The sequence below is a fragment of the Serratia sp. 1D1416 genome, from assembly GCF_003641105.1.
Lineage (GTDB): Bacteria > Pseudomonadota > Gammaproteobacteria > Enterobacterales > Enterobacteriaceae > Serratia > Serratia ficaria.
On the sequence record NZ_CP032738.1, the window covers coordinates 704,103 to 724,978 of the forward strand.

Annotated in this window: 16 protein-coding genes; 14 read left to right on the forward strand and 2 right to left on the reverse strand. The window is 62.0% G+C overall.

Annotated features, from left to right (window positions below; all coding sequences use genetic code 11):
• Nucleotides 1–80: 80 nt before the first annotated feature.
• From D7I37_RS03390 to D7I37_RS03415, 6 genes are all read left to right on the forward strand, one after another.
• On the forward strand, nt 81–695 hold the full coding sequence (locus D7I37_RS03390; RefSeq protein WP_061797300.1) for a helix-turn-helix transcriptional regulator: 615 nt from the start codon (nt 81–83) through the stop codon (nt 693–695).
• Nucleotides 696–1,592 (forward strand): queuosine precursor transporter, encoded by an 897-nt coding sequence (locus D7I37_RS03395; RefSeq protein ID WP_061797299.1) that lies wholly within the window; start codon nt 696–698, stop codon nt 1,590–1,592.
• A complete protein-coding gene (gene queF, locus D7I37_RS03400) occupies nt 1,570–2,412 on the forward strand; it encodes an NADPH-dependent 7-cyano-7-deazaguanine reductase QueF (protein ID WP_061797298.1) in 843 nt (280 codons plus the stop codon). Before D7I37_RS03395 ends, queF begins: the two co-directional genes overlap by 23 nt.
• Nucleotides 2,413–2,533: 121 nt before the next feature.
• Nucleotides 2,534–4,681, forward strand: a complete 2,148-nt coding sequence (locus D7I37_RS03405) for a phosphocholine-specific phospholipase C (RefSeq protein ID WP_061797297.1) — start codon at nt 2,534–2,536, stop codon at nt 4,679–4,681.
• An 86-nt stretch (nt 4,682–4,767) separates the two neighbouring features.
• The gene (locus tag D7I37_RS03410; protein ID WP_061797295.1) at nt 4,768–5,904 is read left to right on the forward strand and encodes an ABC transporter substrate-binding protein; all 1,137 of its coding nucleotides are present in this window, start codon (nt 4,768–4,770) and stop codon (nt 5,902–5,904) included.
• Nucleotides 5,905–6,065: 161 nt separating this feature from the next.
• Nucleotides 6,066–8,195 (forward strand): TonB-dependent siderophore receptor, encoded by a 2,130-nt coding sequence (locus D7I37_RS03415; protein WP_129543309.1) that lies wholly within the window; start codon nt 6,066–6,068, stop codon nt 8,193–8,195.
• A 28-nt stretch (nt 8,196–8,223) separates the two neighbouring features.
• Here the strand turns inward: D7I37_RS03415 and D7I37_RS03420 are convergent, their stop codons facing one another.
• Complete coding sequence (locus D7I37_RS03420) at nt 8,224–9,120, reverse strand: LysR family transcriptional regulator (protein ID WP_095100286.1); 897 nt, start codon at nt 9,118–9,120, stop codon at nt 8,224–8,226.
• Nucleotides 9,121–9,391: 271 nt separating this feature from the next.
• Between D7I37_RS03420 and D7I37_RS03425 the strand changes: the two genes are divergently transcribed.
• From D7I37_RS03425 to D7I37_RS03460, 8 genes are all read left to right on the forward strand, one after another.
• Complete coding sequence (locus D7I37_RS03425; RefSeq protein ID WP_061797291.1) at nt 9,392–10,708, forward strand: M20 family metallo-hydrolase; 1,317 nt, start codon at nt 9,392–9,394, stop codon at nt 10,706–10,708.
• Nucleotides 10,705–12,156 carry a M20 family metallopeptidase gene (locus tag D7I37_RS03430; RefSeq protein ID WP_129543310.1) on the forward strand — a complete coding sequence of 484 codons (1,452 nt, stop codon included), beginning with the start codon at nt 10,705–10,707 and terminating at the stop codon, nt 12,154–12,156. Before D7I37_RS03425 ends, D7I37_RS03430 begins: the two co-directional genes overlap by 4 nt.
• Before the next feature lie 93 nt (nt 12,157–12,249).
• Nucleotides 12,250–13,776, forward strand: a complete 1,527-nt coding sequence (abgT, locus tag D7I37_RS03435) for a p-aminobenzoyl-glutamate transporter (protein ID WP_129543311.1) — start codon at nt 12,250–12,252, stop codon at nt 13,774–13,776.
• Nucleotides 13,777–13,956: 180 nt separating this feature from the next.
• Complete coding sequence (locus tag D7I37_RS03440; protein ID WP_129543312.1) at nt 13,957–14,883, forward strand: aminoimidazole riboside kinase; 927 nt, start codon at nt 13,957–13,959, stop codon at nt 14,881–14,883.
• Between the two features lie 194 nt (nt 14,884–15,077).
• On the forward strand, nt 15,078–16,487 hold the full coding sequence (locus tag D7I37_RS03445; protein ID WP_061797287.1) for a carbohydrate porin: 1,410 nt from the start codon (nt 15,078–15,080) through the stop codon (nt 16,485–16,487).
• Between the two features lie 64 nt (nt 16,488–16,551).
• Nucleotides 16,552–17,922 carry a sucrose-specific PTS transporter subunit IIBC gene (locus tag D7I37_RS03450; RefSeq protein WP_061797285.1) on the forward strand — a complete coding sequence of 457 codons (1,371 nt, stop codon included), beginning with the start codon at nt 16,552–16,554 and terminating at the stop codon, nt 17,920–17,922.
• The gene (locus D7I37_RS03455; protein ID WP_129544740.1) at nt 17,922–19,331 is read left to right on the forward strand and encodes a sucrose-6-phosphate hydrolase; all 1,410 of its coding nucleotides are present in this window, start codon (nt 17,922–17,924) and stop codon (nt 19,329–19,331) included. Before D7I37_RS03450 ends, D7I37_RS03455 begins: the two co-directional genes overlap by 1 nt.
• Nucleotides 19,332–19,352: 21 nt before the next feature.
• The gene (locus D7I37_RS03460) at nt 19,353–20,396 is read left to right on the forward strand and encodes a LacI family DNA-binding transcriptional regulator (protein ID WP_061797283.1); all 1,044 of its coding nucleotides are present in this window, start codon (nt 19,353–19,355) and stop codon (nt 20,394–20,396) included.
• Nucleotides 20,397–20,450: 54 nt separating this feature from the next.
• Here D7I37_RS03460 and exbD read toward each other — a convergent pair whose 3' ends face one another.
• Nucleotides 20,451–20,873, reverse strand: a complete 423-nt coding sequence (gene exbD, locus D7I37_RS03465; RefSeq protein ID WP_061797282.1) for a TonB system transport protein ExbD — start codon at nt 20,871–20,873, stop codon at nt 20,451–20,453.
• Nucleotides 20,874–20,876: the final 3 nt, after the last annotated feature.

Genomic DNA, 20,876 nt, shown 5'->3' on the forward strand with positions numbered 1-20,876 from the left:
TTAAAACCTGCATGTTTGGTCTGGACAATGCCAGCCTGTAAGATATAGTGAGGCCAGCGTAATTATTGTAAGGAATGCTAATGAAGACCACCAACGCACAGCGCAAAATCAACATCATCAAGAATATCGAATATCTGATGCGCACCCGGGGTGAGACCAAGGCTTCCTTCTCTAATCGCAGCGGCCTGACCCGCACCACCATTTATAAAATTCTCGACGGCCGGGTCAACAACGTACAGCAGGCCACCGTCAACCGAATTTCAGACTTCTTCGGCGTTTCCTGCGAAGAGATCGAAGACTACGATCTGGAAAAGCTGGAGCTGCTCAACGAAACGCTGTCGACCGAAGGCAATAAAAATCCCTCCGCCATTCCGGTGATCCCGCAGTCCGCCTATTTAGCCGTGGCGCAGCGCAAGATCGGGCAGCTGGTGACAGAGTTTCCTTTGACTTATTTTTTCGGCGATGAGTCGAATATGTTGGCAATGAAAATAGAGACCGAAATTAAAGGTTCATTTATTCCTGGCGAGATCATTATTATCAAACGCCCGCCGGTGCTGGTTTGCGATTCTCCTTTATTGTATCACTCGGGAAAAAACGGCTTCTTTGTGGTTAACGACAAAGAATATAGCGGCATGGATAAATTCCCTCAGGATACCGTGCAATTCCTGGGTTATATCGTTGGAGAAAGGCTATAAATGGAACCTAATCAAAAGTTCAAGCTGTTGGGCTTTACCCGGCATGGCACCATCGCGGCCAATGTCATGGTACTGGCCACCGGCAAAACCATCACCATGGGGCTGAACGAACTGGCCGACAGTGAAATATCGGAAGATCTGAGCCGGCATGAGCTGCAGGCGCTGTACCGCAAACTCTACGGCAACAATCAGCAGCAAACCGCCTATGAGCTGAGCGATCGCCATGAACGCTCCTGGTACGCTTACCTGATCATTACCGTGGCGCTCAGCGTGATTTATATCTTCTCCACCCTGTGCGGCGTCAAACCGGTGCAAATTCCGGTGCTGAACCTCATCACGCCCCCGGCCATTTTCATTTACCCGCTCACGTTCATCCTGGTGGATATCCTGAACGAGTTTTATGGGCTGCGGCTGGCCAGGCGCACCATTATCATCTCGTTTATGGCCAACCTGATCTTCGTGCTGGGCGTCTGGGTCACCACGCTGGTGCCGGCCATTCCGCAGTGGGAATACAGCGAAACCTATAACGGCATCGTGCACAGCATCATGGCGGTGCTGGTGGCGTCATCCGCCGCCTATTTGATCTCCGAGAACGTCAATTCCTACCTGCTGTGCAAAATCAAGGAACTGACCAATTCCCGTTACCTGTTCGTGCGGGTGATCACCAGCACCGTGGTGGCTTCGGCCATCGACAGCGTGGTGTTCTGCACCCTGGCGTTCTACAACGTCCTGAGCTGGGACATCATCAAAACCATGATCCTGTCGCAGTTCATGATCAAAGTGGTCTACGCGCTGGTGGGCGTGGGGCCGATTTACGCCGCCCGCAGCCTGTTTAACCGCTATATCAATACCGATCTCGCAAGGAGCAACGAATATGCATATCAAAAAACAAGATAAAATCACCCATCTTGGCGCCAACTCCGATTATCCGGATCAATATGCTCCCGAGTTGCTCGAAGCCTTGCCGCGCGCGCGCGGCCGGGATCTGATCGGCGTGGATGAAAATAACCTGCCGTTCGGCGGTTTCGATCTGTGGACCGCCTTCGAACTTTCCTGGCTCAACGCCAAGGGCAAGCCGGTGGTGGGCATTGGCGAATTCACCCTGCCTCACTCCTCCACCAACCTGATCGAATCCAAATCGTTCAAGCTGTACCTCAACAGTTTTAACCAGACGCGCTTCGACAGCGTGGAGCAGGTCAGCGCCGCGATGCGCCAAGACCTGTCGCAGGCGGCCAACGGCCAGGTCGGGGTTAAGCTCTATCCCGGGCTGGACGGCTACTCAGCGCAGATCGACCGCCTGCCGGGCGTGAATATCGACGATTTGGACATCGCCGTGGACGACTTCGCCTTCAAACCGGAATATCTGGATGGCGCAGCCGCCGACCAGGGGGAATGGGTCACGGAAACCCTGTCCTCCAACCTGTTGAAATCCAACTGTCTGGTCACCAATCAGCCGGACTGGGGCAGCGTGGTCATTCATTACGAAGGCAGAAAAATCGATCGCGAGCGCCTGCTGCGTTATCTGATCTCTTTCCGCCAGCATAACGAGTTCCACGAGCAGTGCGTCGAACGCATTTTCAACGACCTCAAGCAAAGCTGCCGGCCGGAAAAGCTCAGCGTCTTCGCACGCTACACCCGCCGCGGCGGCCTGGACATCAACCCGTTCCGCAGCGACTTCGAAACGGCGCCCACCCTCGGCCGCCTGATCAGACAGTAAATGCCCCGCGATGCTCCCGTGAGGGAGCATTATTTTCCGCTGATTCATCTCTTTGTTATTTTTCGCCATTAACGTCGTTAACGACTATCTTCAAAGCATACTTCCGGAGATTTAACGACGCATGCCTGATTTTTCACGCAGGGAAATACTGCGGGCTGCCGCCATCGGATCGGCGTTTTCATTGCTGCCCGCCTCGATTCGCAAAGCGCTGGCCATTCCCGCCAATAACCGCACCGGCACCCTCAGGGATGTTGAGCACGTCGTGATCCTGATGCAGGAAAACCGCTCATTCGATCACTACTTCGGCACGCTGCCCGGCGTGCGCGGCTTCAGCGATCGCTTTACCATCCCGTTGCCCGGCGATCGCGCCGTCTGGCTGCAGCAGGGGGCCGATCGGCTGGTGCTGCCCTACCATCTGAACGGCAAACGCGGCAACGCACAGCGCGTCACCGGCACGCCGCACTCGTGGGTGGATGAGCAGGCGGCCTGGGACCACGGCCGGATGAGCGCCTGGCCCACCCACAAGACGCCGACCTCGATGGGCTATTACCGCCAGCCAGAGCTGCCGTTCCAGTTCGCTCTGGCCAACGCCTTCACCCTGTGCGACGCCTACCACTGTTCAATTCACGCCGGCACCAACACCAACCGCCTGTTCCACTGGACCGGCACCAACGGCCCGTCCGCCGCCGACGTCGCGGTGGTGGTCAACGAATGGGACAGCGCCGGCCCGGCGGACATCGGCTATCAGTGGAAAACCTATCCGGAACGCCTGGAAGCGAGCGGCGTCAGCTGGAAGGTCTATCAGTTTCTGCCGGACAACTTCACCGACAACCCGCTGGCGGGCTTTCGCCAGTACCGCGCCGCCAGCATCAAGGTCGGCAACCCGGCGTGGCCGCCGAAGGATTTCACCGCCTTCGTGCCCTATAGCGATGCGCTTAACGAAGCGGCGCCGCTGTACAAGGGCAACGGCAATACCCTGCCGGCGGCGAGCGGCAACGATCCGGACGCGATGCTGGCCGGATTCCGCGCCGACGTGCGCCAGGGCAAACTGCCGCAGGTCAGCTGGATCATCGCGCCGGCGGCGTACTCCGAGCACCCCGATCCCTCCAGCCCGGTGCAGGGCGGTTGGTTCACCCAGGAGATCCTCAATGCGCTGACCGAACAGCCCGAGGTGTGGAGCAAAACCGTGTTGCTGGTGAACTACGACGAAAACGACGGTTTCTTCGACCATATGCCCTCGCCCTCTGCCCCTTCGCTGCGCGAGGACGGCAGCTTCGCCGGCAAATCGACGGTGCCGTTCGAAAGCGAAATCTTCCAGCACCCGGCGCCGCCGGGCTCGCAGGATCAGCCGCCGCCGGACGGGCGCATTTACGGCCCCGGGCCGCGGGTGCCGATGCTGGTGCTGTCGCCCTGGAGCCGCGGCGGCTGGGTCAATTCGCAGGTGTTCGATCACACCTCGGTGCTGCAATTTCTGGAGAAACGCTTTCAGGTGCACGAGCCGAACATCAGCGCCTGGCGGCGCGCGGTGTGCGGCGATCTCACCTCGGCGTTCAATTTTGTCGATCCGAACGGCGAGCCCTTGCCCGGCTTGCCGTTCACCAGCCGTCACGCCGCCGATGGCCTGCGCCTGCGCCAGGAAAAACTGCCTCAGGTGCCGCTGCCGCCGCCGGACAGCCGGCGGCTGCCGCACCAGGCCCGCCTGGCGCGCCCTTCGCGCGCGCTGCCCTACCGGCTGCACGTCGAGGCTACCGCCTACCCGGCGATGCAATGGCTGACGCTGAACTTGCTCAATAGCGGCGAACAGGGCGCGGTGTTTCACGTCTACGACTCGCTGGACCTGCAGCAGATCCCGCGTCGCTACACCGTCGAGGCCGGCAAGGCGGTCAGCGATAACTGGTCGACGGCGGATAAATACCATCTGTGGCTGCTCGGCCCCAACGGCTTCCACCGCACGCTGCGCGGCAGCCTAAGCCAACCGCAGCCGGAGGTGCGCCTGAGCCCGGCCGCGACCAGCCTGCAGCTGCTGCTGAGCAACCCGGCCGCCGAAGCGATAACGGTCACCGTAGACCGCTGCCCGTACACCCGGCAAGGCCCCTGGCAAATCGAACTGCCGGCGGGGGGCAGCCATCGCCAAACCTTTGACGCCAGGGGCAGCGGCGGTTGGTACGACCTTTCGCTGCATGCGCCGGGCGGTTGGCTGCGCCGGCTGGCGGGCCGTCTGGAGAACGGCGCGCACAGCATCAGCGATCCGCTGATGGGCAAGGAATAAGATATCCGCATCCGGGTGTTCAAAAAGCGAAAGGTTATGGATTATCATTAGCCACTTTATTCAACGCCCCGTTGCCAAGGATCCCCATGCCCGCTGTTCTCATTGCCCACGCCCGCCGCTGGCTGGCCGCCTGCGCCCTGCTGCTGGCCTGCGCCGCTCAGGCCGCGCCGATCGTCGTCACCGACGTCGCCGGCCGCCAGGTCACCCTGCCGCAACCGGCCAAACGGGTGATCCTGGCCGACGCCCGCGCGCTGCTGGCGCTCAACATCCTGCATCCGCAGGAACCGCTGAAAAACATCATCGCCTGGGATAACTCGCTGAAGGTGAAAGCGCCGGACCTGGTGGCGGCCTACGCGAAGAAGGTGCCGCAGGTGATGCAGATCCCGACCTTCGACAATCCTTACACCAGCGATTTCAGCGTAGAAAGCGCCGTGGTGCGCAAGCCGGACCTGATCATTTTCGACATCGGGCTGCTGACCAAGCTGAAAGACAGCGGCGTACTGAGCCAGCTGGAAAAAATCGGCATCCCGGTGCTGATTATCGATTTCCGCCAGCAGCCGTTGACCAACACCGTCGCCAGCATGCGGCTGTTGGGCCAGGTATTTGACGAACGGCAAAATGCCGACGCCTTTATCCGGCTTTATCAGCAACGGCTCGCGCTGGTGCGCCAGCGGGTGGCCACGCTGAAGCCGGAGCAACGCCCCAGCGTGTTTATCGAGCGCAGCGCCGGCATTAAAGGCGAACAGTGCTGCAACACCTTCGGCAAGGGCAGCTTCGGGCAATTTATCGATACCGCCGGCGGCAACAATATCGGCAGCACGCTGTTCCCGGACATGGGCGGCGAAGTGAACGTCGAACAGGTGATCGGCAGCAACCCGGACTTCTACCTGCTGACCGGCGCCGACTGGAGCCGCGGCCATCGCGGCACGCTGGCGGTGCCGCTGGGTTACGCCACCGATCTGGCCACCAGCCACCGAAAGCTGGCGGTGCTGATGAACCGCACCGGCCTTAACGTATTGAAAGCGGTAAAAGAGAAGCGCGTGATGGCGATTTATCATCAGTTTTACGACACCCCGCTGAATTTTATTGCGGTAGAGGCGATCGCCAAATTCCTGCACCCGGACTTATTTAAAGACGTTGATCCGCAAGCGGATATTGAAATGGTCCACCAGAAATTCACCGCGCTGGATTACAGCGGCGTATTCTGGATCACCCCGCAGTAATGTCTCCTCAGGGCTCGCCAGCCGGGCCCTGAAGTCCCTTTTCCGCCGTGCAGTTACCCGTTTAATTATCCCGCGACAACGCTATTTACTTGCCAATAATTATCATTAAGATTGTCATTTCCAAAAAACACATCCGGGTTTGAAACTTTTAAGGCATTATTATGTCAATTCTTTTTCGGCTTTCGCTGCTGGCGGCTTCCGTCGCCGTCGCGTTGCCTGTCCTTGCTGCTGATAACAAATCTCAAAATGACGCATCCGCCGACACCGTTACCGTGGTCGGCAACTGGTTGGACAATCCGGATACCAGTTCGGTGCTGCTCAACCACCCCGGCGCGCGCTCCATCGTGACCCAACAGCAGATGCACGAACAGGGCGACCAAACCGTCGCCGACAGCCTGCGCGGCGTGCCCGGCGTACAGGTGCGCGACAGCAACGGCACCGGCGGCAGCGACATCTCGCTCAACGTCGGCGTACGCGGCCTGACTTCGCGCCTGTCGCCGCGCTCCACCATCCTGATGGACGGCGTGCCGCTGGCGGTCGCGCCTTACGGCCAACCGCAGCTGTCGATGGCGCCGCTGTCGATCGGCAACCTGCAGTCGGTTGACGTGGTGCGCGGCGGCGGCGCGGTGCGCTACGGGCCGCAAAACGTCGGCGGCGTGATCAACTTCGTCACCCGCGACATTCCGCAAGCATTCGGCGGCACCGCCAGCGTACAGACCCAGGGCGCCAGCCACGGCGGCCTGAAGACCCTCACCAGCACCTCGCTGGGCGGCACCGCAGACAACGGCTTCGGCGCCGAGCTGCTTTACTCCGGCCTGCACGGCCAGGGCTACCGCGATAACAACGACAACACCGACATCGACGACTTCATGCTGAAAACGCGCTATGCGTTTACCGAGCGCGATGAGCTGCAGGCCAACTTCCACTATTACGACGCCAAATCCGGCATGCCGGGCGGCCTCAGCGCGGCGCAATACGCGCAGGATCCGTTCCAGTCCACCCGCCCCTGGGATCAGTTCGAAGGGCGCCGCAAGGACATGTCGTTCAAATACAAGCATCAGGAAGACGACAAACAGTTTGAGCTGCTGACCTACTTCACCGACAGCTACCGCGGCAGCAGCATCGAGTCGGAAGGCACCGGCAACAACGCCGGCATGAAGCGCATGGTTTCCTATCCGCGCCATTACTCCACCTGGGCTATCGAACCCAGCTATTCGCAGCTGTTCCGCTTCTGGGATATGGCGCACGAAATCACCCTCGGCTATCGCTACCTGAACGAAACCATGGATGAAAAGGCCTCGCGCTCCGCCTGGTACGACCCGGCGGACATCGGCTCCACGCCCGACACGCCGGATTATTATCAGCATACTTCGGGCGGCACCGCGGCCAACGCCTTCTATATCGACGACACCATCAACGTCGGCAACTGGACGGTGACCCCGGGCCTGCGCTATGAAAGCATCCGCACCCACGTCGACGACGCGTTCAACAACATCAGCCGCGAGAAGAGCTACAGCGAACCGCTGCCGTCGCTGAACGTCATGTACCACCTGTCCGACGCCTGGAAGCTGTTCGCCAACGCCGACACCTCATTCGGCAGCATGCAGTACTTCCAGCTGACCAAGGGCGGCAACGGCAACCAGCCGGCGCCGGGACTGACGGCGGAAAAAGCCCATACCTACGAGTTCGGCACCCGCTATGACGACACCGTCGTCAAAGCCGAAGCCACGCTGTTTTACATCGACTTCGACAATCAGCTGCAGTACATCAGCAACGATGTGGGCTGGACCAACCTGGGCGCCACCAAGCACAAGGGCCTCGAGCTGGCGCTCAGTTACGATCTCAGCGAGCTGAACCGCGCGCTGGACGGCGTAAGCGTCTACACCAGCTACACCTACACCAAGGCCAGCACCGACAAGGGCGACTTCGCCGGCAAGGACCTGCCGTTCTATTCACGCCAGGTGTATACCGTCGGCACCCGCTACGCCACCGGCAGCTGGGTGTGGAATCTGGACGGCTACGCGCAGTCAAAACAGCGCTCGCCGGGCAGCGGGCCGGAGTACATCACCCAGGAAAGCGCCGACGGCCAGTTCGGCGACATCGCCGGCTATATGGTGTGGAATATGCGCGGGGAGTATAACTTCGGGCCGCAGCTGTCGAACCTGACGCTGGGCGCGGGGGTGAAAAACCTGTTCGATCAGCGCTACTTCACCCGTTCCAACGACAACAACTTCGGCAAATACGTCGGCGAGCCGCGCACCTTCTTCGTGCAGGGATCGGTCGCGTTCTGACACCGCTGCCCCGCCGGGGGCCGCGGTGTCACCGACAGTGCAAACGGAACAGGCGCGCCAGGTGCGCGCCCATCGGCGTCAGCGTGGTGTCCTTGCGCTGGATCAGATAAAACGTCGCCTGCGGCAGGTTCTCCTCCAGCTCGAGCGGCACCAGATGCTTGCCCAGTATCGGATCCGAGATCACGTCTACCGACAGGATGCTGACAAAATCGCTCTGCGCCACCAGGCTGGTGCAGGCCATGAAGGTTTCGCAGGTGACGCTGATCGACGGCGCCATGCCCAGGTCCCCGAACAGATCGTGCAACAGCCGGTAATAACTGCCTTTCGGCGTCGGCATGGTCCAGTCGCAGTGCTGCAGCTGTTTCAGCGACGTCGCCCCCTCCATCGGGTGCCCTTTGCGCACCACCACCCGATACTCTTTCTCCATCAGCCGTTCGTACTGCAGCTCGTTGTCCAGGCTGCTGGGATAGTAAGTATTGACGGTAAAATCCAGCTCGCCCTGGCGCAGCTCCGGGATCATCGACACCAGCTGCCCCTCGACGATGCGCACCTTCACGTTGGGATATTCGCGGTGGAACTGGGTGATCACCTGCGGCATCACGGTGCGCGCAATGCTGCCGCCGACGCCGATATTCACCGTGCCGCCCGCCAGCCCCAGCCGCTGCTGAATATCTTCCTGCGCCACCCGCAGCTCTTCGAGGATCAGGCTGGCGTGTTGGAAAAAGTTATCACCGCAGTCGGTCAGCACCACGCCCTGGCTGCGGCGAATAAACAGCTTGGCGCCCAGCACCTCTTCCAGCTCCTGAATGGCCTTGGTCAGCGCAGGCTGGGAAAGGCGCGAGGTGCGGCTGGCGGCGCGGATGCTGCCCTGGCGGCTGACGTCCACGAACGCACGCAATTGGTGCAATTTTATCGAGGCTGGCATAGGCGAAAGGTGATAACCGTTGTTTATCAATAGCAAGATATTGGCATCTTATTTAGCCGGATTCCATTGTGTACATTCGAAAAAACACAATAAATAACCAAATTCTTATTTCGCTTAATTAAGCGCATCTTCTGCGCCGATAAGCGCCATTCGCGGCATTTAGTAACCAAATAAGCCTTTTTCTTTGCCATAGATTCACCGTCTGAGTTCAGTTCAGAGCATGACTGCTGCCTGGAGCCATCCAGCGCGCGATAACCGAAGAGATATCACAATGACGACTACGCTTTCGATGTTGGTAACCGACCTGTACCCGCAGCTGCAGGCCTGGCGCCGCGACTTCCATCGCCACGCCGAGTCAGGCTGGTTTGAGTTCCGCACCGCCACCCTGGTGGCGGAAGAGCTGGATCGGCTGGGCTACCGCCTGCAGCTGGGGCGCGAAGTGATCAAGGCCGAGGCGCGCATGGGGCTGCCCCCGGCCGAGGCGCTGCAGGCGCAGGAACGGCGCGCCCTCGAGCAGGGGGCGTTGGAAAAATGGCTGCCGCACTTTTCCGGCGGCTTCGCCGGCATCGTCGCCACGCTGGATACCGGCCGCCCCGGTCCGACGATCGCCTATCGCGTCGATATGGACGCGCTCGACCTCAACGAGCTGCAGGATCCCGAGCACCTGCCGTTCCGCGAGGGCTTCGCCTCCTGCAACAGCGGCATGATGCATGCATGCGGTCACGACGGCCACACCACCATCGGCCTGGGGCTGGCGCACGTCTTCAAACGTCTGGAGTCCCAACTTGGCGGCACCGTCAAACTGATCTTCCAGCCGGCGGAGGAAGGCACCCGCGGAGCGAAGTCGATGGTGGAGGCCGGCGTGGTGGACGACGTCGATTTCTTTACCGCGGTGCATATCGGCACCGGCGTGCCGGCCGGTGAGCTGGTGTGCGGCAGCGACAGCTTTATGGCCACCAGCAAGCTGGACGTCACCTTCCGCGGCGTCGCCGCCCATGCCGGCGCCAAACCGGAAGACGGCCGCAACGCCCTGCTGGCGGCGGCGCAGGCCACGCTGGGGCTGTACGCCATCCCCCGCCACAGCGAGGGCAGCTCGCGCATCAACGTCGGCGTGCTGCAGGCCGGCACCGGCCGCAACGTGATCGCCGATCGGGCGTTGATGAAAGTGGAAACGCGCGGCGCCACCAATGAGATCAATGCGTTCGTTTATCAGCAGGCGCTGAACGCCATCGAAGGCGCGGCAAAAATGCACGGCGTCGCCTGCGACATCGCGCTGATGGGCGCGGCGCAGAGCAGCAAACCGACCCAACCGTGGGTGGACTACATCCGCCGCCAGGCGCAGCAGATAGCCGAACTGAGCTCGGTGGTCGATCGCCGCGAACAGGCCGCCGGTTCCGAGGACGCCACCTACATGATGGAGCGGGTGAAATCCCGCGGCGGCCAGGCCTCATACGTGATTTTCGGCACCGAACTGAGCGCCGGGCACCATAACGAGAAGTTCGACTTCAACGAGCAGGTGATGCCGGTGGCGGTGAAAACGCTGGCGTCGCTGGCGCTGAACCTGCCGACATTCGGGAGTAAAGCATGAACCATTCAGAGCCGCAGGCATTTATCAACGACTACATTGACCGGCACCAGCCCCGCTTCAGCGCGCTGAGCGACGATATTTGGGACCACCCGGAAACGCGCTTTAGCGAAACCTACTCCGCCCATCTGCTGGCCGATGCGCTGGAACAGGAAGGCTTCGCGGTTGAACGCGGCGTGGGCGATATCGACACGGCGTTTATCGCCAGCTACGGCAGCGGCCACCCGGTGATCGCGCTGCTGGGTGAGTACGACGCGCTGGCCGGGCTGAGCCAACAGGCCGGTTGCGCCACCCCGCAGCCGCTGGTGGAAAACGGCAACGGCCACGGCTGCGGCCACAATCTGCTGGGCACCGCCGCGCTGGCGGGCGCCTTCGCCGCCAAGGCCTGGATGCAGCAGAACCGGCTGACCGGCACCCTGCGCTTCTACGGCTGCCCGGGCGAAGAAGGCGGCTCCGGCAAAACCTTTATGGTGCGCGAAGGGCTATTCGACGACGTCGACGCCGCGCTCACCTGGCACCCGGAAGGCTTCAGCGGCATGTTCAATACCAGCACGCTGGCCAACATTCAGGCGGCGTTTCAGTTCAAGGGCGTCGCCGCCCACGCCGCCAACTCGCCGCACCTCGGCCGCAGCGCGCTGGACGCGGTAACGCTGATGAACACCGGCGCCAACTTCCTGCGCGAGCACATCGTGCAAGAAGCGCGGCTGCACTATGCGGTCACCCATACCGGCGGCAGCTCTCCCAACGTGGTGCAGGCCGACGCCGAGGTGCTGTACCTGATCCGCGCCCCGCAGCTCGACCAGGCGCAGGATATTTACCGCCGGGTGATCGACGTCGCCAAAGGCGCGGCGCTGATGACCGACACCCAGATGGCGGTGCGCTTCGACAAGGCCTGCTCCAACTACGTGCCGAACCGCAGCCTGGAGCGGGCGATGTATCAAAACCTGCGTGATTTCGGGCTGCCTGCGTACAGCGACGCCGAGCGCCGCTTCGCCGCGGAGATCCGTCAAACGCTGAGCCGCGACGATCTGCGCAACGCCAAGCTGAATATCGCCCGCACCGGCGGCGCGGCCGGGCGCGAATGGGTGCAGCAGTTGGGGGATAAGGTGCTGATGGACCAGGTGGCGCCCTACGTGGAATCGGACGATCTGCTGTACGGCTCCACCGACGTCGGCGACGTCAGCTGGGTGGCGCCGACCGCCCAATGCTTCAGCCCCTGCTTCGCCCTCGGCACCCCGCTGCACACCTGGCAGCTGGTGGCGCAGGGCCGCACCGGCATCGCCCACAAGGGCATGTGCCTGGCGGGCAAGGTGATGGCGGCCACCGCCGTCGATCTGCTGAGCGACAGCGCCCTGCTGGCGCGCTGCCGCAGCGAGTTCGAACGCCAGCGCGCCGAACAGCCGTACAGCTGCCCGATCCCGCAGGGGGTGAAACCCTCTCCGTTGAAATGAAGGTCAGGCCCGGGCAACCGGGCCGCTAAATATAACTATAAATAAATCAAATAATAATAATCACACGACAGAACAAACACAGAGGGTAATACAATGAGTGAGGTCACAACGACAGCCAATAAAAGCCCCGGACGCCTTTTTTACTGGGTCGAGCGCATCGGCAATAAAATTCCCAACCCGTTTCTGCTGTTCGTCTACTTAATCGCGGTGCTGATGCTGGCCACCGCGCTGTTCTCCTGGCTCGACATGGCGGTGAAAAACCCGGCCACCGGCGAACTGATCAAGGTGAACAACCTGATGAGCGTGGCGGGCATGCAGTGGATATTTCCCAACATCATCCATAACTTCAGCAGCTTTGCCCCGCTGGGCGCCATCCTGGCGCTGGTGATCGGCGCCGGTTTGGCGGAAAAGGTCGGGCTGCTGCAGGCGCTGATGTACAAGATGGCCTCGCGCGTCAGCGCCCGCTACGCCAGCTATATGGTGCTGTTTATCGCCTTCTTCAGCCATATTTCGTCAGACGCCGCGCTGGTGGTGATGCCGCCGCTCGGCGCGCTGATGTTTCTGGCGGTCGGCCGCCACCCGATCGCCGGGCTGCTGGCGGCCATCGCCGGGGTCGCCTCCGGCTTTACCGCCAACCTGTTGATCGTCACCACCGACGTGCTGCTGTCCGGCATCAGCACCGAGGCCACCAAGGCGGTGGACGGCGCGGTTCACGTCAGCGTGATCGACAACTGGTACTTTATGGCCACCTCGGTGATCGTGCTGACCCTCGCCGGCGCACTGCTGACCGACAAGTTCATCGAGCCGCGGCTGCCGAAATGGCAGGGCGGAGCCGAGGACAAAATCGCAGCGCTGACCCCGCTGCAGAACCGCGGGCTGATGATGAGCGGCATCGCCGCGCTGGTGTTTATCGCCGTCATCGCCGCCCTGGTGGTGCCGGAGGCCGCGCCGCTGCGCGATCCGCAAACCGGCTCGGTGATCCCATCGCCGTTCATCAAGGGCATCGTGCCGATCATCATCCTGTTTTTCTTCACCGTCGCCATCACCTACGGCGTGGTCACCAGGCAGATCCGTCGGCCGGACGATATCCCCAACCACCTGATCGAACCGATGAAAAGCATGGCGGGCTTTATCGTGATGGTGTTTCCGCTGTCGCAGTTCGTGGCGTTCTTCAACTGGAGCAACATGGGCAAATTTATGGCCGTCGGCCTGACCGACATGCTGGAGGCGGCCGGCATGAGCGGCGCGCCGGCGTTTCTCGGCCTGATGTTCCTCTCCGCCTTTCTGTGCATGTTCATCGCCAGCGGTTCGGCGATCTGGTCGATTCTGGCGCCGATCTTCGTGCCGATGTTTATGCTGCTCGGCTTCCACCCGGCGTTCGCCCAGATGATCTTCCGCATCGCCGACTCCGCCGTGCTGCCGCTGGCGCCGATGTCGCCTTTCCTGCCGCTGTTTCTCGGCTTCCTGCAGCGCTACCGCAAGGATGCGCAGCTCGGTACTTACTACGTGCTGATCCTGCCCTACCCGCTGGTGTTCTTCAGCGTGTGGATTTTGCTGCTGCTGGCATGGTACGCGCTTGGCCTGCCGATCGGCCCGGGCGTATACCCGAAGATGGGCTAACGCCCCGCCAGCCCGCCCCGCAACAGCCCGCGTGGCGGGCTCCTTCCCCCCCGCCATGCCCCGCAGAAAGGTTGATCTCCCTCACTTCCCACACTGCCTGACGCATTATTTCATTGCTTTGCTAAACCGGTTCTTCTATTTTAGCCACCCATCAGACATCGGTGAAAACAGGGATTAAACATGGTCAATCGCGTATGGGTGCTGGGCGACGCAGTGGTCGATCTGGTTCCAGAAAATTCAAACGGCTACCTTAAATGCCCCGGCGGCGCCCCGGCTAACGTGGCGGTCGGCATCGCCCGCCTGGGCGGCGACAGCGCCTTCATCGGCCGGGTGGGCCGGGACAGCTTCGGCGCCTTTCTGCAGCAGGTGCTGAGCGAAGAACGGGTCGACATCCGGCATATGATCCAGGATCCCGAGCATCACACCTCCACCGTGGTGGTGGATCTCGATCGGCAGGGCGAACGCTCGTTCACCTTCATGGTCACCCCCAGCGCCGACCTGTTCCTGCAGCCGGAGGATTTACCGGTCTTCAGAAGCGGCGAGTGGCTGCACCTTTGCTCCATCGCCCTGGCGCAGGAACCCAGCCGCAGCGCCGCCTTCGCGGCAATGGAAAATATCAGGGCGGCCGGCGGCTGGGTCAGCTTCGATCCGAACATTCGCGAAGACGTCTGGCGCCAGCCGGAGGCGCTGCGCCCCTGCCTGCAAAAAGCGCTGCTGCTGGCGGACGTGGTGAAGATTTCGCGCGAAGAATTGAGCTTTATCAGCAACATCGAAGAGCTGGACAGCGCCATTCGCTGGATGATGCACCGCTATCCGTTGCGGCTGTTGCTGGTCACCCTGGGCGGTGAAGGCGTCTGCGTACACGATCGCCAGCAGCTCCGGCACTTCCGCGCCCCCTCGATCGTGCCGGTCGACACCACCGGCGCCGGCGACGCCTTTGTCGCCGGGCTGCTGGCGGCGCTGTCGCGCCTCGGCGGCCTGCCGCAGGAGGCGCAGTGGCCGGCGGTGATCGCCCAGGCGCAGGCCTGCGGCGCGCTGGCCACCACCGCTAAAGGCGCCATGACCGCGCTGCCCCGTGCCGAGCAGCTGGCCGCCTTCATTCGGTAATCGACCGACGGCGGGCCCAGCGGCTCGCCGCCCTTGCTTTTCCCCGTCAATTTGCGCGCTCGATCACAATAGCTGAATCGGGTTAGCAAACTTGATTGCCAGCCGCGGTTCAACTCCCTTATCTTTCGCCATGAAAAACCGGTTTAGCAATTTAGCAAACAATAATAACAACCCTTCCCGGATGATAGATAATCATGAAAAAACTGAGCTATTTGGCTGTAACGACAGGGCTTCTCATCTCCGCATCCGCCTCGGCGGCCTCTGGCAGCGACGGCATCGAAGCGCGCCTCAACGCGCTGGAGCAGCGGTTGGCGCAGGCCGAACGGCGGGCCGCGCAGGCGGAGACGCGCGCCACCGCGGCGGAAAGCCGGGCGCAACGGCTGGAACAACGCACGGCGAACACCGAACGCCAAACCGCGCAGGTGGCGCAGCGCGCCGCAACGCTGGAAACGCAGGCCGCGCCCGCCGGCAGCCTGAAACTCAACGGTTTCAACGATCTTAAGCTGTACGGCGACGTCGAATTCAACCTGGACGGCGCCAGCCGCAGCGGCCAGCTGACTTCGCTGAAAGGCAGCGATCATAAGGACTGGAAGCCCGGCGACAAAGAGCGCTGGGACATCAACGGCCGCATCCTGGTGGGCGTAGACGGCTACCGCCGCAATCAGGACGGCAATTTTTCCGGCTTCAGCGTGCAGCCGCTGGCGGACATGACCGGCAAAATGAACCTCGATGACGCCGCCTTCTTCTTCGGCAACGAAAAAAACTGGCAGACCAAGATCGGCCGGTTCGAAGCCTACGACATGTTCCCGCTCAATCAGGACACCTTCATCCAGTACTCCGGCAATACCGCCAACGATTTGTACGCCGACGGCTTCGGCTACATCTACATGATGAAAGAAGGACGCGGCCGCAGCAGCAGCGGCGGCAACCTGATGCTGAGCAAATACGCCGGCGATTTCTACTTCGAATTGAATACGCTGGTGGAGGACGGCACCTCGCTGTTCCAAGACAACAGCTACCACGGCAACAGCCTGGACAATAAGAAAAATGTCGCCTACCTGCGCCCGGTGATCGCCTGGAAAAAAGACCGGCTCAGCGCCGCCGTGGCGATGGAAAGCAACGTGGTCAACAACGCTTACGGCTATCGGGACAGCCAGGGGCAGTTTGTCGATCAGTCCAAGCGCAACGGCTACGGCATGACGCTGAGCTGGAACAACACCGCCGCCAATCCGGATAACGGCGTGGTGGCCAACCTGAGCACCGCCTATCTGGACGCCGCCGGCGAGCAGGATTTCACCGCCGGCATCAATGTGCTGTGGCGGCGCTTCGAGCTGGGCTATATCTATGCCCACAACAACATCAAAGAGTTCAATACCGCCGGGATCGCCGCCGACATCAACAATCCGCTCAGCGAACCGGGCAAATACGACATCCATACCGTTCATACGTCGTACCAGATACCTAACATCATGAATATGAAGAACTTCAATCTGTATCTGGGCGCCTACGTCTCGATGCTGGAAGCCAATGCGGGGAACAAAATCGCCAACGGCGACAACGATCAGCGCTACGGCGTGCGCGCCAGATTCAAGTATTTCTTCTGACGCCAATTGACGGATTTCCGCCGCAAAACAGCGCGGCGGCATTTTTTATTTATAAGGGGACAAAATGGACATAACCGCAACCGCCAACGCGCTGCTGTCGCTGCTCGGCGGCAAAGAGAACATCGCCAGCGCCGCCCACTGCGCCACGCGCCTGCGCCTGGTGCTGATGGACGACGGCAAAATGGACAAGGCGGCGATCGACAAGCTGGACGGGGTGAAAGGCTGCTTCAGCAATGCCGGGCAGATCCAGGTGATCTTCGGCACCGGGCTGGTGAACAAGGTGCATGCGGAATTCATCAAGGCGGCGGGCATCAGCGAATCCAGCAAGTCCGAAGCCGCCGACATCGCGGCGAAAAAGCTCAACCCGCTGCAGCGCATCGCCCGCCTGCTGTCGAACATCTTTGTGCCGATCATCCCGGCCATCGTCGCCTCCGGCCTGCTGATGGGCCTGCTCGGCATGGTGAAGACCTACGGCTGGGCGGACGCCAACAGCGCGCTGTTCGTGATGCTGGATATGTTCAGCTCGGCGGCGTTCATTATCCTGCCGATCCTGATAGGCTTCACCGCCGCGCGCGAGTTCGGCGGCAATCCTTATCTCGGCGCCACGCTCGGCGGCATCCTGACCCACCCGGCGCTGACCAACGCCTGGGGCGTCGCCGGCGGCTTCCACACCATGGATTTCTTTGGCCTGGAAATCGCCATGATCGGCTACCAGGGCACGGTGTTCCCGGTGCTGCTGACGGTGTGGTTTATGAGCCTGCTGGAGAAACGGCTGCGCAAGGTGATCCCCAACGCGCTGGACCTGATCCTGACGCCGTTCCTGACGGTGGTGATCTCCGGCTTTGTCGCCATGCTGTTCATCGGCCCGGCCGGCCGCGCGCTGGGCGACGGCATCTCGCTGGTGCTCAGCACCCTGATCGCCCACGCCGGCTGGTTCGCCGGGCTGTTGTTCGGCGGCCTGTACTCCGCCATCGTCATTACCGGCGTCCACCACAGCTTCCACGCCGTTGAAGCCGGGCTGCTCGGCAATCCGAACATCGGCGTCAACTTCCTGTTGCCGATCTGGTCGATGGCCAACATCGCCCAGGGCGGCGCCTGCCTGGCGGTGTACTTCAAAACCCGCGACGCCAAAATCAAGGCCATCGCGGTGCCCTCGGCTTTCTCGGCCATGCTCGGCATTACCGAGGCGGCGCTGTTCGGCATCAACCTGCGCTTCGTCAAACCCTTCCTGGCGGCGCTGGCGGGCGGCGCGCTCGGCGGCGCCTGGGTGGTGGCCAATCACGTCGGCATGAACGCCGTCGGGCTGACGGCGATCCCCGGCATGGCGATCGTGCAGGCCGGTTCGCTGTTAAGCTATATCATTGGATTGGTTATCGCCTTCGGCAGCGCCTTTGTTCTCTCGCTGCTGCTGAAATACAAAACTGAGGCGGCATGATGGACGAACTGAGCTTGATCAAACAGGCCGCCAGGGCGCTGATGAGCGGCATGCCGCGGGCGCTGCGCGATCCGCACCGGCCGGCCTGGCACCTGGCGCCGAGCGTCGGCCTGCTGAACGACCCCAACGGATTTATTCAGCATGACGGCGTCTACCACCTGTTCTATCAGTGGAACCCGCTGGGTTGCGATCACCGCAACAAATGCTGGGGCCACTGGCAGTCGACCGATCTGCTGCACTGGCAGCATCAGCCTGTCGCGCTGGCGCCCGGCGCCTGCTACGACAGCCACGGCTGCTACTCCGGTTCGGCGGTGGTGGCGGACGGCAAGCTAACGCTGGTGTATACCGGCAACGTGAAATATCCCGACGGTTCGCGCACCGCCTACCAGTGCCTGGCACAGGACAGCGGCCAGGGCGAGTTCGCCAAGCTCGGCCCGGTGCTGCCGCTGCCGGCCGGTTACAGCGGCCATGTGCGCGATCCGAAAGTCTGGCGCCACCAGGATAGCTGGTACATGGTGCTCGGCGCCCGCGATTTGCAGGATCGCGGCAAGGTATTGCTGCTGAGCTCCGCCGACCTGCGCAGCTGGCGGTTGCTGGGCGAGATCGCCGGTTCCGGGCTGAACGGCATCGGTGAGTTCGGCTACATGTGGGAATGCCCGGACCTGTTTGCGCTGGACGGTGCGCAGGTGCTGATCTGCTGCCCGCAGGGGCTGGCGAAACAGGCCGAACGTTACCTCAACGTCTATCAGGCCGGTTACCTGATCGGCGAGCTGGATTATCATCGGGCCGCCTTCAGCCACGGCGCGTTCCGGGAGCTGGACGCCGGCTTCGAATTCTATGCGCCGCAAACCGCGCTGGCGGAAGACGGCCGCCGCCTGCTGTTCGGCTGGCTGGGCGTGCCGGAGCAAGATGAGGATGCGCACCCGACGCGGCAATACGGCTGGCTCCACTGCATGACCTGCCCGCGTGAGCTGTCGCTGCGCGACGGCGAACTCTGCCAGCTGCCGGCGCGTGAGCTGCGGCGGCTGCGCGGCGCGGCGACCCGGTGGCGGGGCCGCGCCGATGACGCCCCCGCCTGCGTTCTGGACAGCGCGGAGCTGCAGCTGACGCCGCAGGGCGCCTTCAGCGCCGCCTTTGGCGAGGCGATGACGTTGCATTGGGACGGCGAGCTGCTGCGCCTGACGCGCCGCAACCTGCGCAGCGGCCAGCCGGAACACCGCTACTGGCGCGGCGAAGTCACGCATCTGCAGTTGCTGTTCGACCGTTCCAGCGTGGAGATTTTTATCAACCGCGGCGCGGCGGTAATGAGCGCGCGCTATTTCCCGGGGCCCGAGCCGCTGCTGCGCATGAGCGGTGACGGCGCTCTGGCGCTGGAACACTGGCCGCTGACGCCATGCATGCTAGAATGACGCATCCCCCGATGAACTCAGATGCCGTCAGTGAAAAAAAATAAACGCATAACCATCAGTGATATCGCCGCGCTGGCTGGGGTATCGAAATCGACCGCCAGCCTGGTGCTCAACGGCCGCAGCAAGGAATACCGGGTGTCTGACGACACCCGCGATCGCATTCTGGCGCTGGCCAATGAACACCATTATCAGCCCAGCTTCCACGCCCGCTCGCTGCGTTCCAATCGCAGCCATACGCTGGGGTTGGTGGTGCCGGAAGTCACCAACTACGGGTTTGCGGTGATTTCACGCGAGCTGGAAACCCTGTGCCGCGAGGCCGGGCTGCAGCTGCTGATCGCCTGCACCGACGAGAATCCGGCGCAGGAGATGATGGCGGTGAACAGCCTGGTGCAGCGCCAGGTCGACGGCCTGATCGTCGCCTCCAGCCAGCTCAACGATGCGGAATACCAGAAGATCAACGCCGGGCTGCCGGTGGTGCAGATGGACCGCCTGATCGCCGGTTCGTCGCTGCCGCTGGTAATCACCGACTCGCTGAGCTCGACCGCCGCGCTGGTGGAAAACGTGGCGCGCCAGCACCCGGACGAATTTTATTTTCTCGGCGGCCAGCCGCGCATTTCGCCGACCCGCGATCGCCTGGCCGGCTACCAGCTCGGCCTGGAGCGCGCCGGGGTGAACGGCAAGCCGGAGTGGATCATCAACGGCAACTACCACCCCAGCTCGGGCTACGAGATGTTCGCCCAGCTGTGCGCGCAGCTGGGGCGGCCGCCAAAGGCGCTGTTCACCGCCGCCTGCGGCCTGCTGGAAGGGGTGCTGCGCTACCTTAACCAGCATCAGCTGATGGACAGCGACATTCACCTGTGCAGCTTCGACGACCACTACCTGTTCGACTGCATGACGCTCAAGATCGACACTGTGGCGCAGGACTGCCGCGCGCTGGCTCAGCACAGCTTCGACATGGTCAGCGCCCTGATCGACGAACGGCCGCTGGAGCAGAGCGCGCTCTATCTGCCCGGCAGCATTCACTGGCGCCATGCCGGTTCGAAGGCGCTGCTGAACAGCCGCTGATCCCCGGCAATAAAAAAAGGGTGCCTGAGCGCCCTTTTCAATGCGACCGGCCCGCTATCTGGCGGCGCCTTCCATGCCCACCAGCCCCACTTTCAGGTAGCCGGCCTTGCGCAGGGTGTCCATCACGCTCATCAGCGTTTCATAGTCCACGCTCTTGTCGGCCTGGAAGAAGATGGTGGTCTCTTTATTCGCCTGGGTGCGTTGATCCAGCACCGACGTCAGCTGCTCGGCATTGACCGGCTGGTCGCCGACATACAGCTGCTTGTCGGCTTTCACCGACAGGAATACCGGCTTCTCCGGCCGCGGCTGCGGCTTGGCGGAGGAGGCCGGCAGATCGACGCGAATATCTACCGTTGCCAGCGGCGCGGCCACCATAAAGATGATCAACAGCACCAGCATAACGTCGATAAACGGCGTCACGTTGATTTCATGCAGTTCGCCGCTGTCGTCCAGATCTTCATTTAAGCGCATCGCCATAAA

What these genes read in the sequence shown, in the direction of transcription:
- D7I37_RS03390 (WP_061797300.1), top strand. Translation starts at nt 81, where the DNA reads ATGAAGACCACCAACGCACAGCGCAAAATCAACATCATCAAGAATATC.
- D7I37_RS03395 (WP_061797299.1), top strand. Translation starts at nt 696, where the DNA reads ATGGAACCTAATCAAAAGTTCAAGCTGTTGGGCTTTACCCGGCATGGC.
- queF (WP_061797298.1), top strand. Translation starts at nt 1,570, where the DNA reads ATGCATATCAAAAAACAAGATAAAATCACCCATCTTGGCGCCAACTCC.
- D7I37_RS03405 (WP_061797297.1), top strand. Translation starts at nt 2,534, where the DNA reads ATGCCTGATTTTTCACGCAGGGAAATACTGCGGGCTGCCGCCATCGGA.
- D7I37_RS03410 (WP_061797295.1), top strand. Translation starts at nt 4,768, where the DNA reads ATGCCCGCTGTTCTCATTGCCCACGCCCGCCGCTGGCTGGCCGCCTGC.
- D7I37_RS03415 (WP_129543309.1), top strand. Translation starts at nt 6,066, where the DNA reads ATGTCAATTCTTTTTCGGCTTTCGCTGCTGGCGGCTTCCGTCGCCGTC.
- D7I37_RS03420 (WP_095100286.1), bottom strand. Translation starts at nt 9,120, where the DNA reads ATGCCAGCCTCGATAAAATTGCACCAATTGCGTGCGTTCGTGGACGTC.
- D7I37_RS03425 (WP_061797291.1), top strand. Translation starts at nt 9,392, where the DNA reads ATGACGACTACGCTTTCGATGTTGGTAACCGACCTGTACCCGCAGCTG.
- D7I37_RS03430 (WP_129543310.1), top strand. Translation starts at nt 10,705, where the DNA reads ATGAACCATTCAGAGCCGCAGGCATTTATCAACGACTACATTGACCGG.
- abgT (WP_129543311.1), top strand. Translation starts at nt 12,250, where the DNA reads ATGAGTGAGGTCACAACGACAGCCAATAAAAGCCCCGGACGCCTTTTT.
- D7I37_RS03440 (WP_129543312.1), top strand. Translation starts at nt 13,957, where the DNA reads ATGGTCAATCGCGTATGGGTGCTGGGCGACGCAGTGGTCGATCTGGTT.
- D7I37_RS03445 (WP_061797287.1), top strand. Translation starts at nt 15,078, where the DNA reads ATGAAAAAACTGAGCTATTTGGCTGTAACGACAGGGCTTCTCATCTCC.
- D7I37_RS03450 (WP_061797285.1), top strand. Translation starts at nt 16,552, where the DNA reads ATGGACATAACCGCAACCGCCAACGCGCTGCTGTCGCTGCTCGGCGGC.
- D7I37_RS03455 (WP_129544740.1), top strand. Translation starts at nt 17,922, where the DNA reads ATGGACGAACTGAGCTTGATCAAACAGGCCGCCAGGGCGCTGATGAGC.
- D7I37_RS03460 (WP_061797283.1), top strand. Translation starts at nt 19,353, where the DNA reads ATGCCGTCAGTGAAAAAAAATAAACGCATAACCATCAGTGATATCGCC.
- exbD (WP_061797282.1), bottom strand. Translation starts at nt 20,873, where the DNA reads ATGGCGATGCGCTTAAATGAAGATCTGGACGACAGCGGCGAACTGCAT.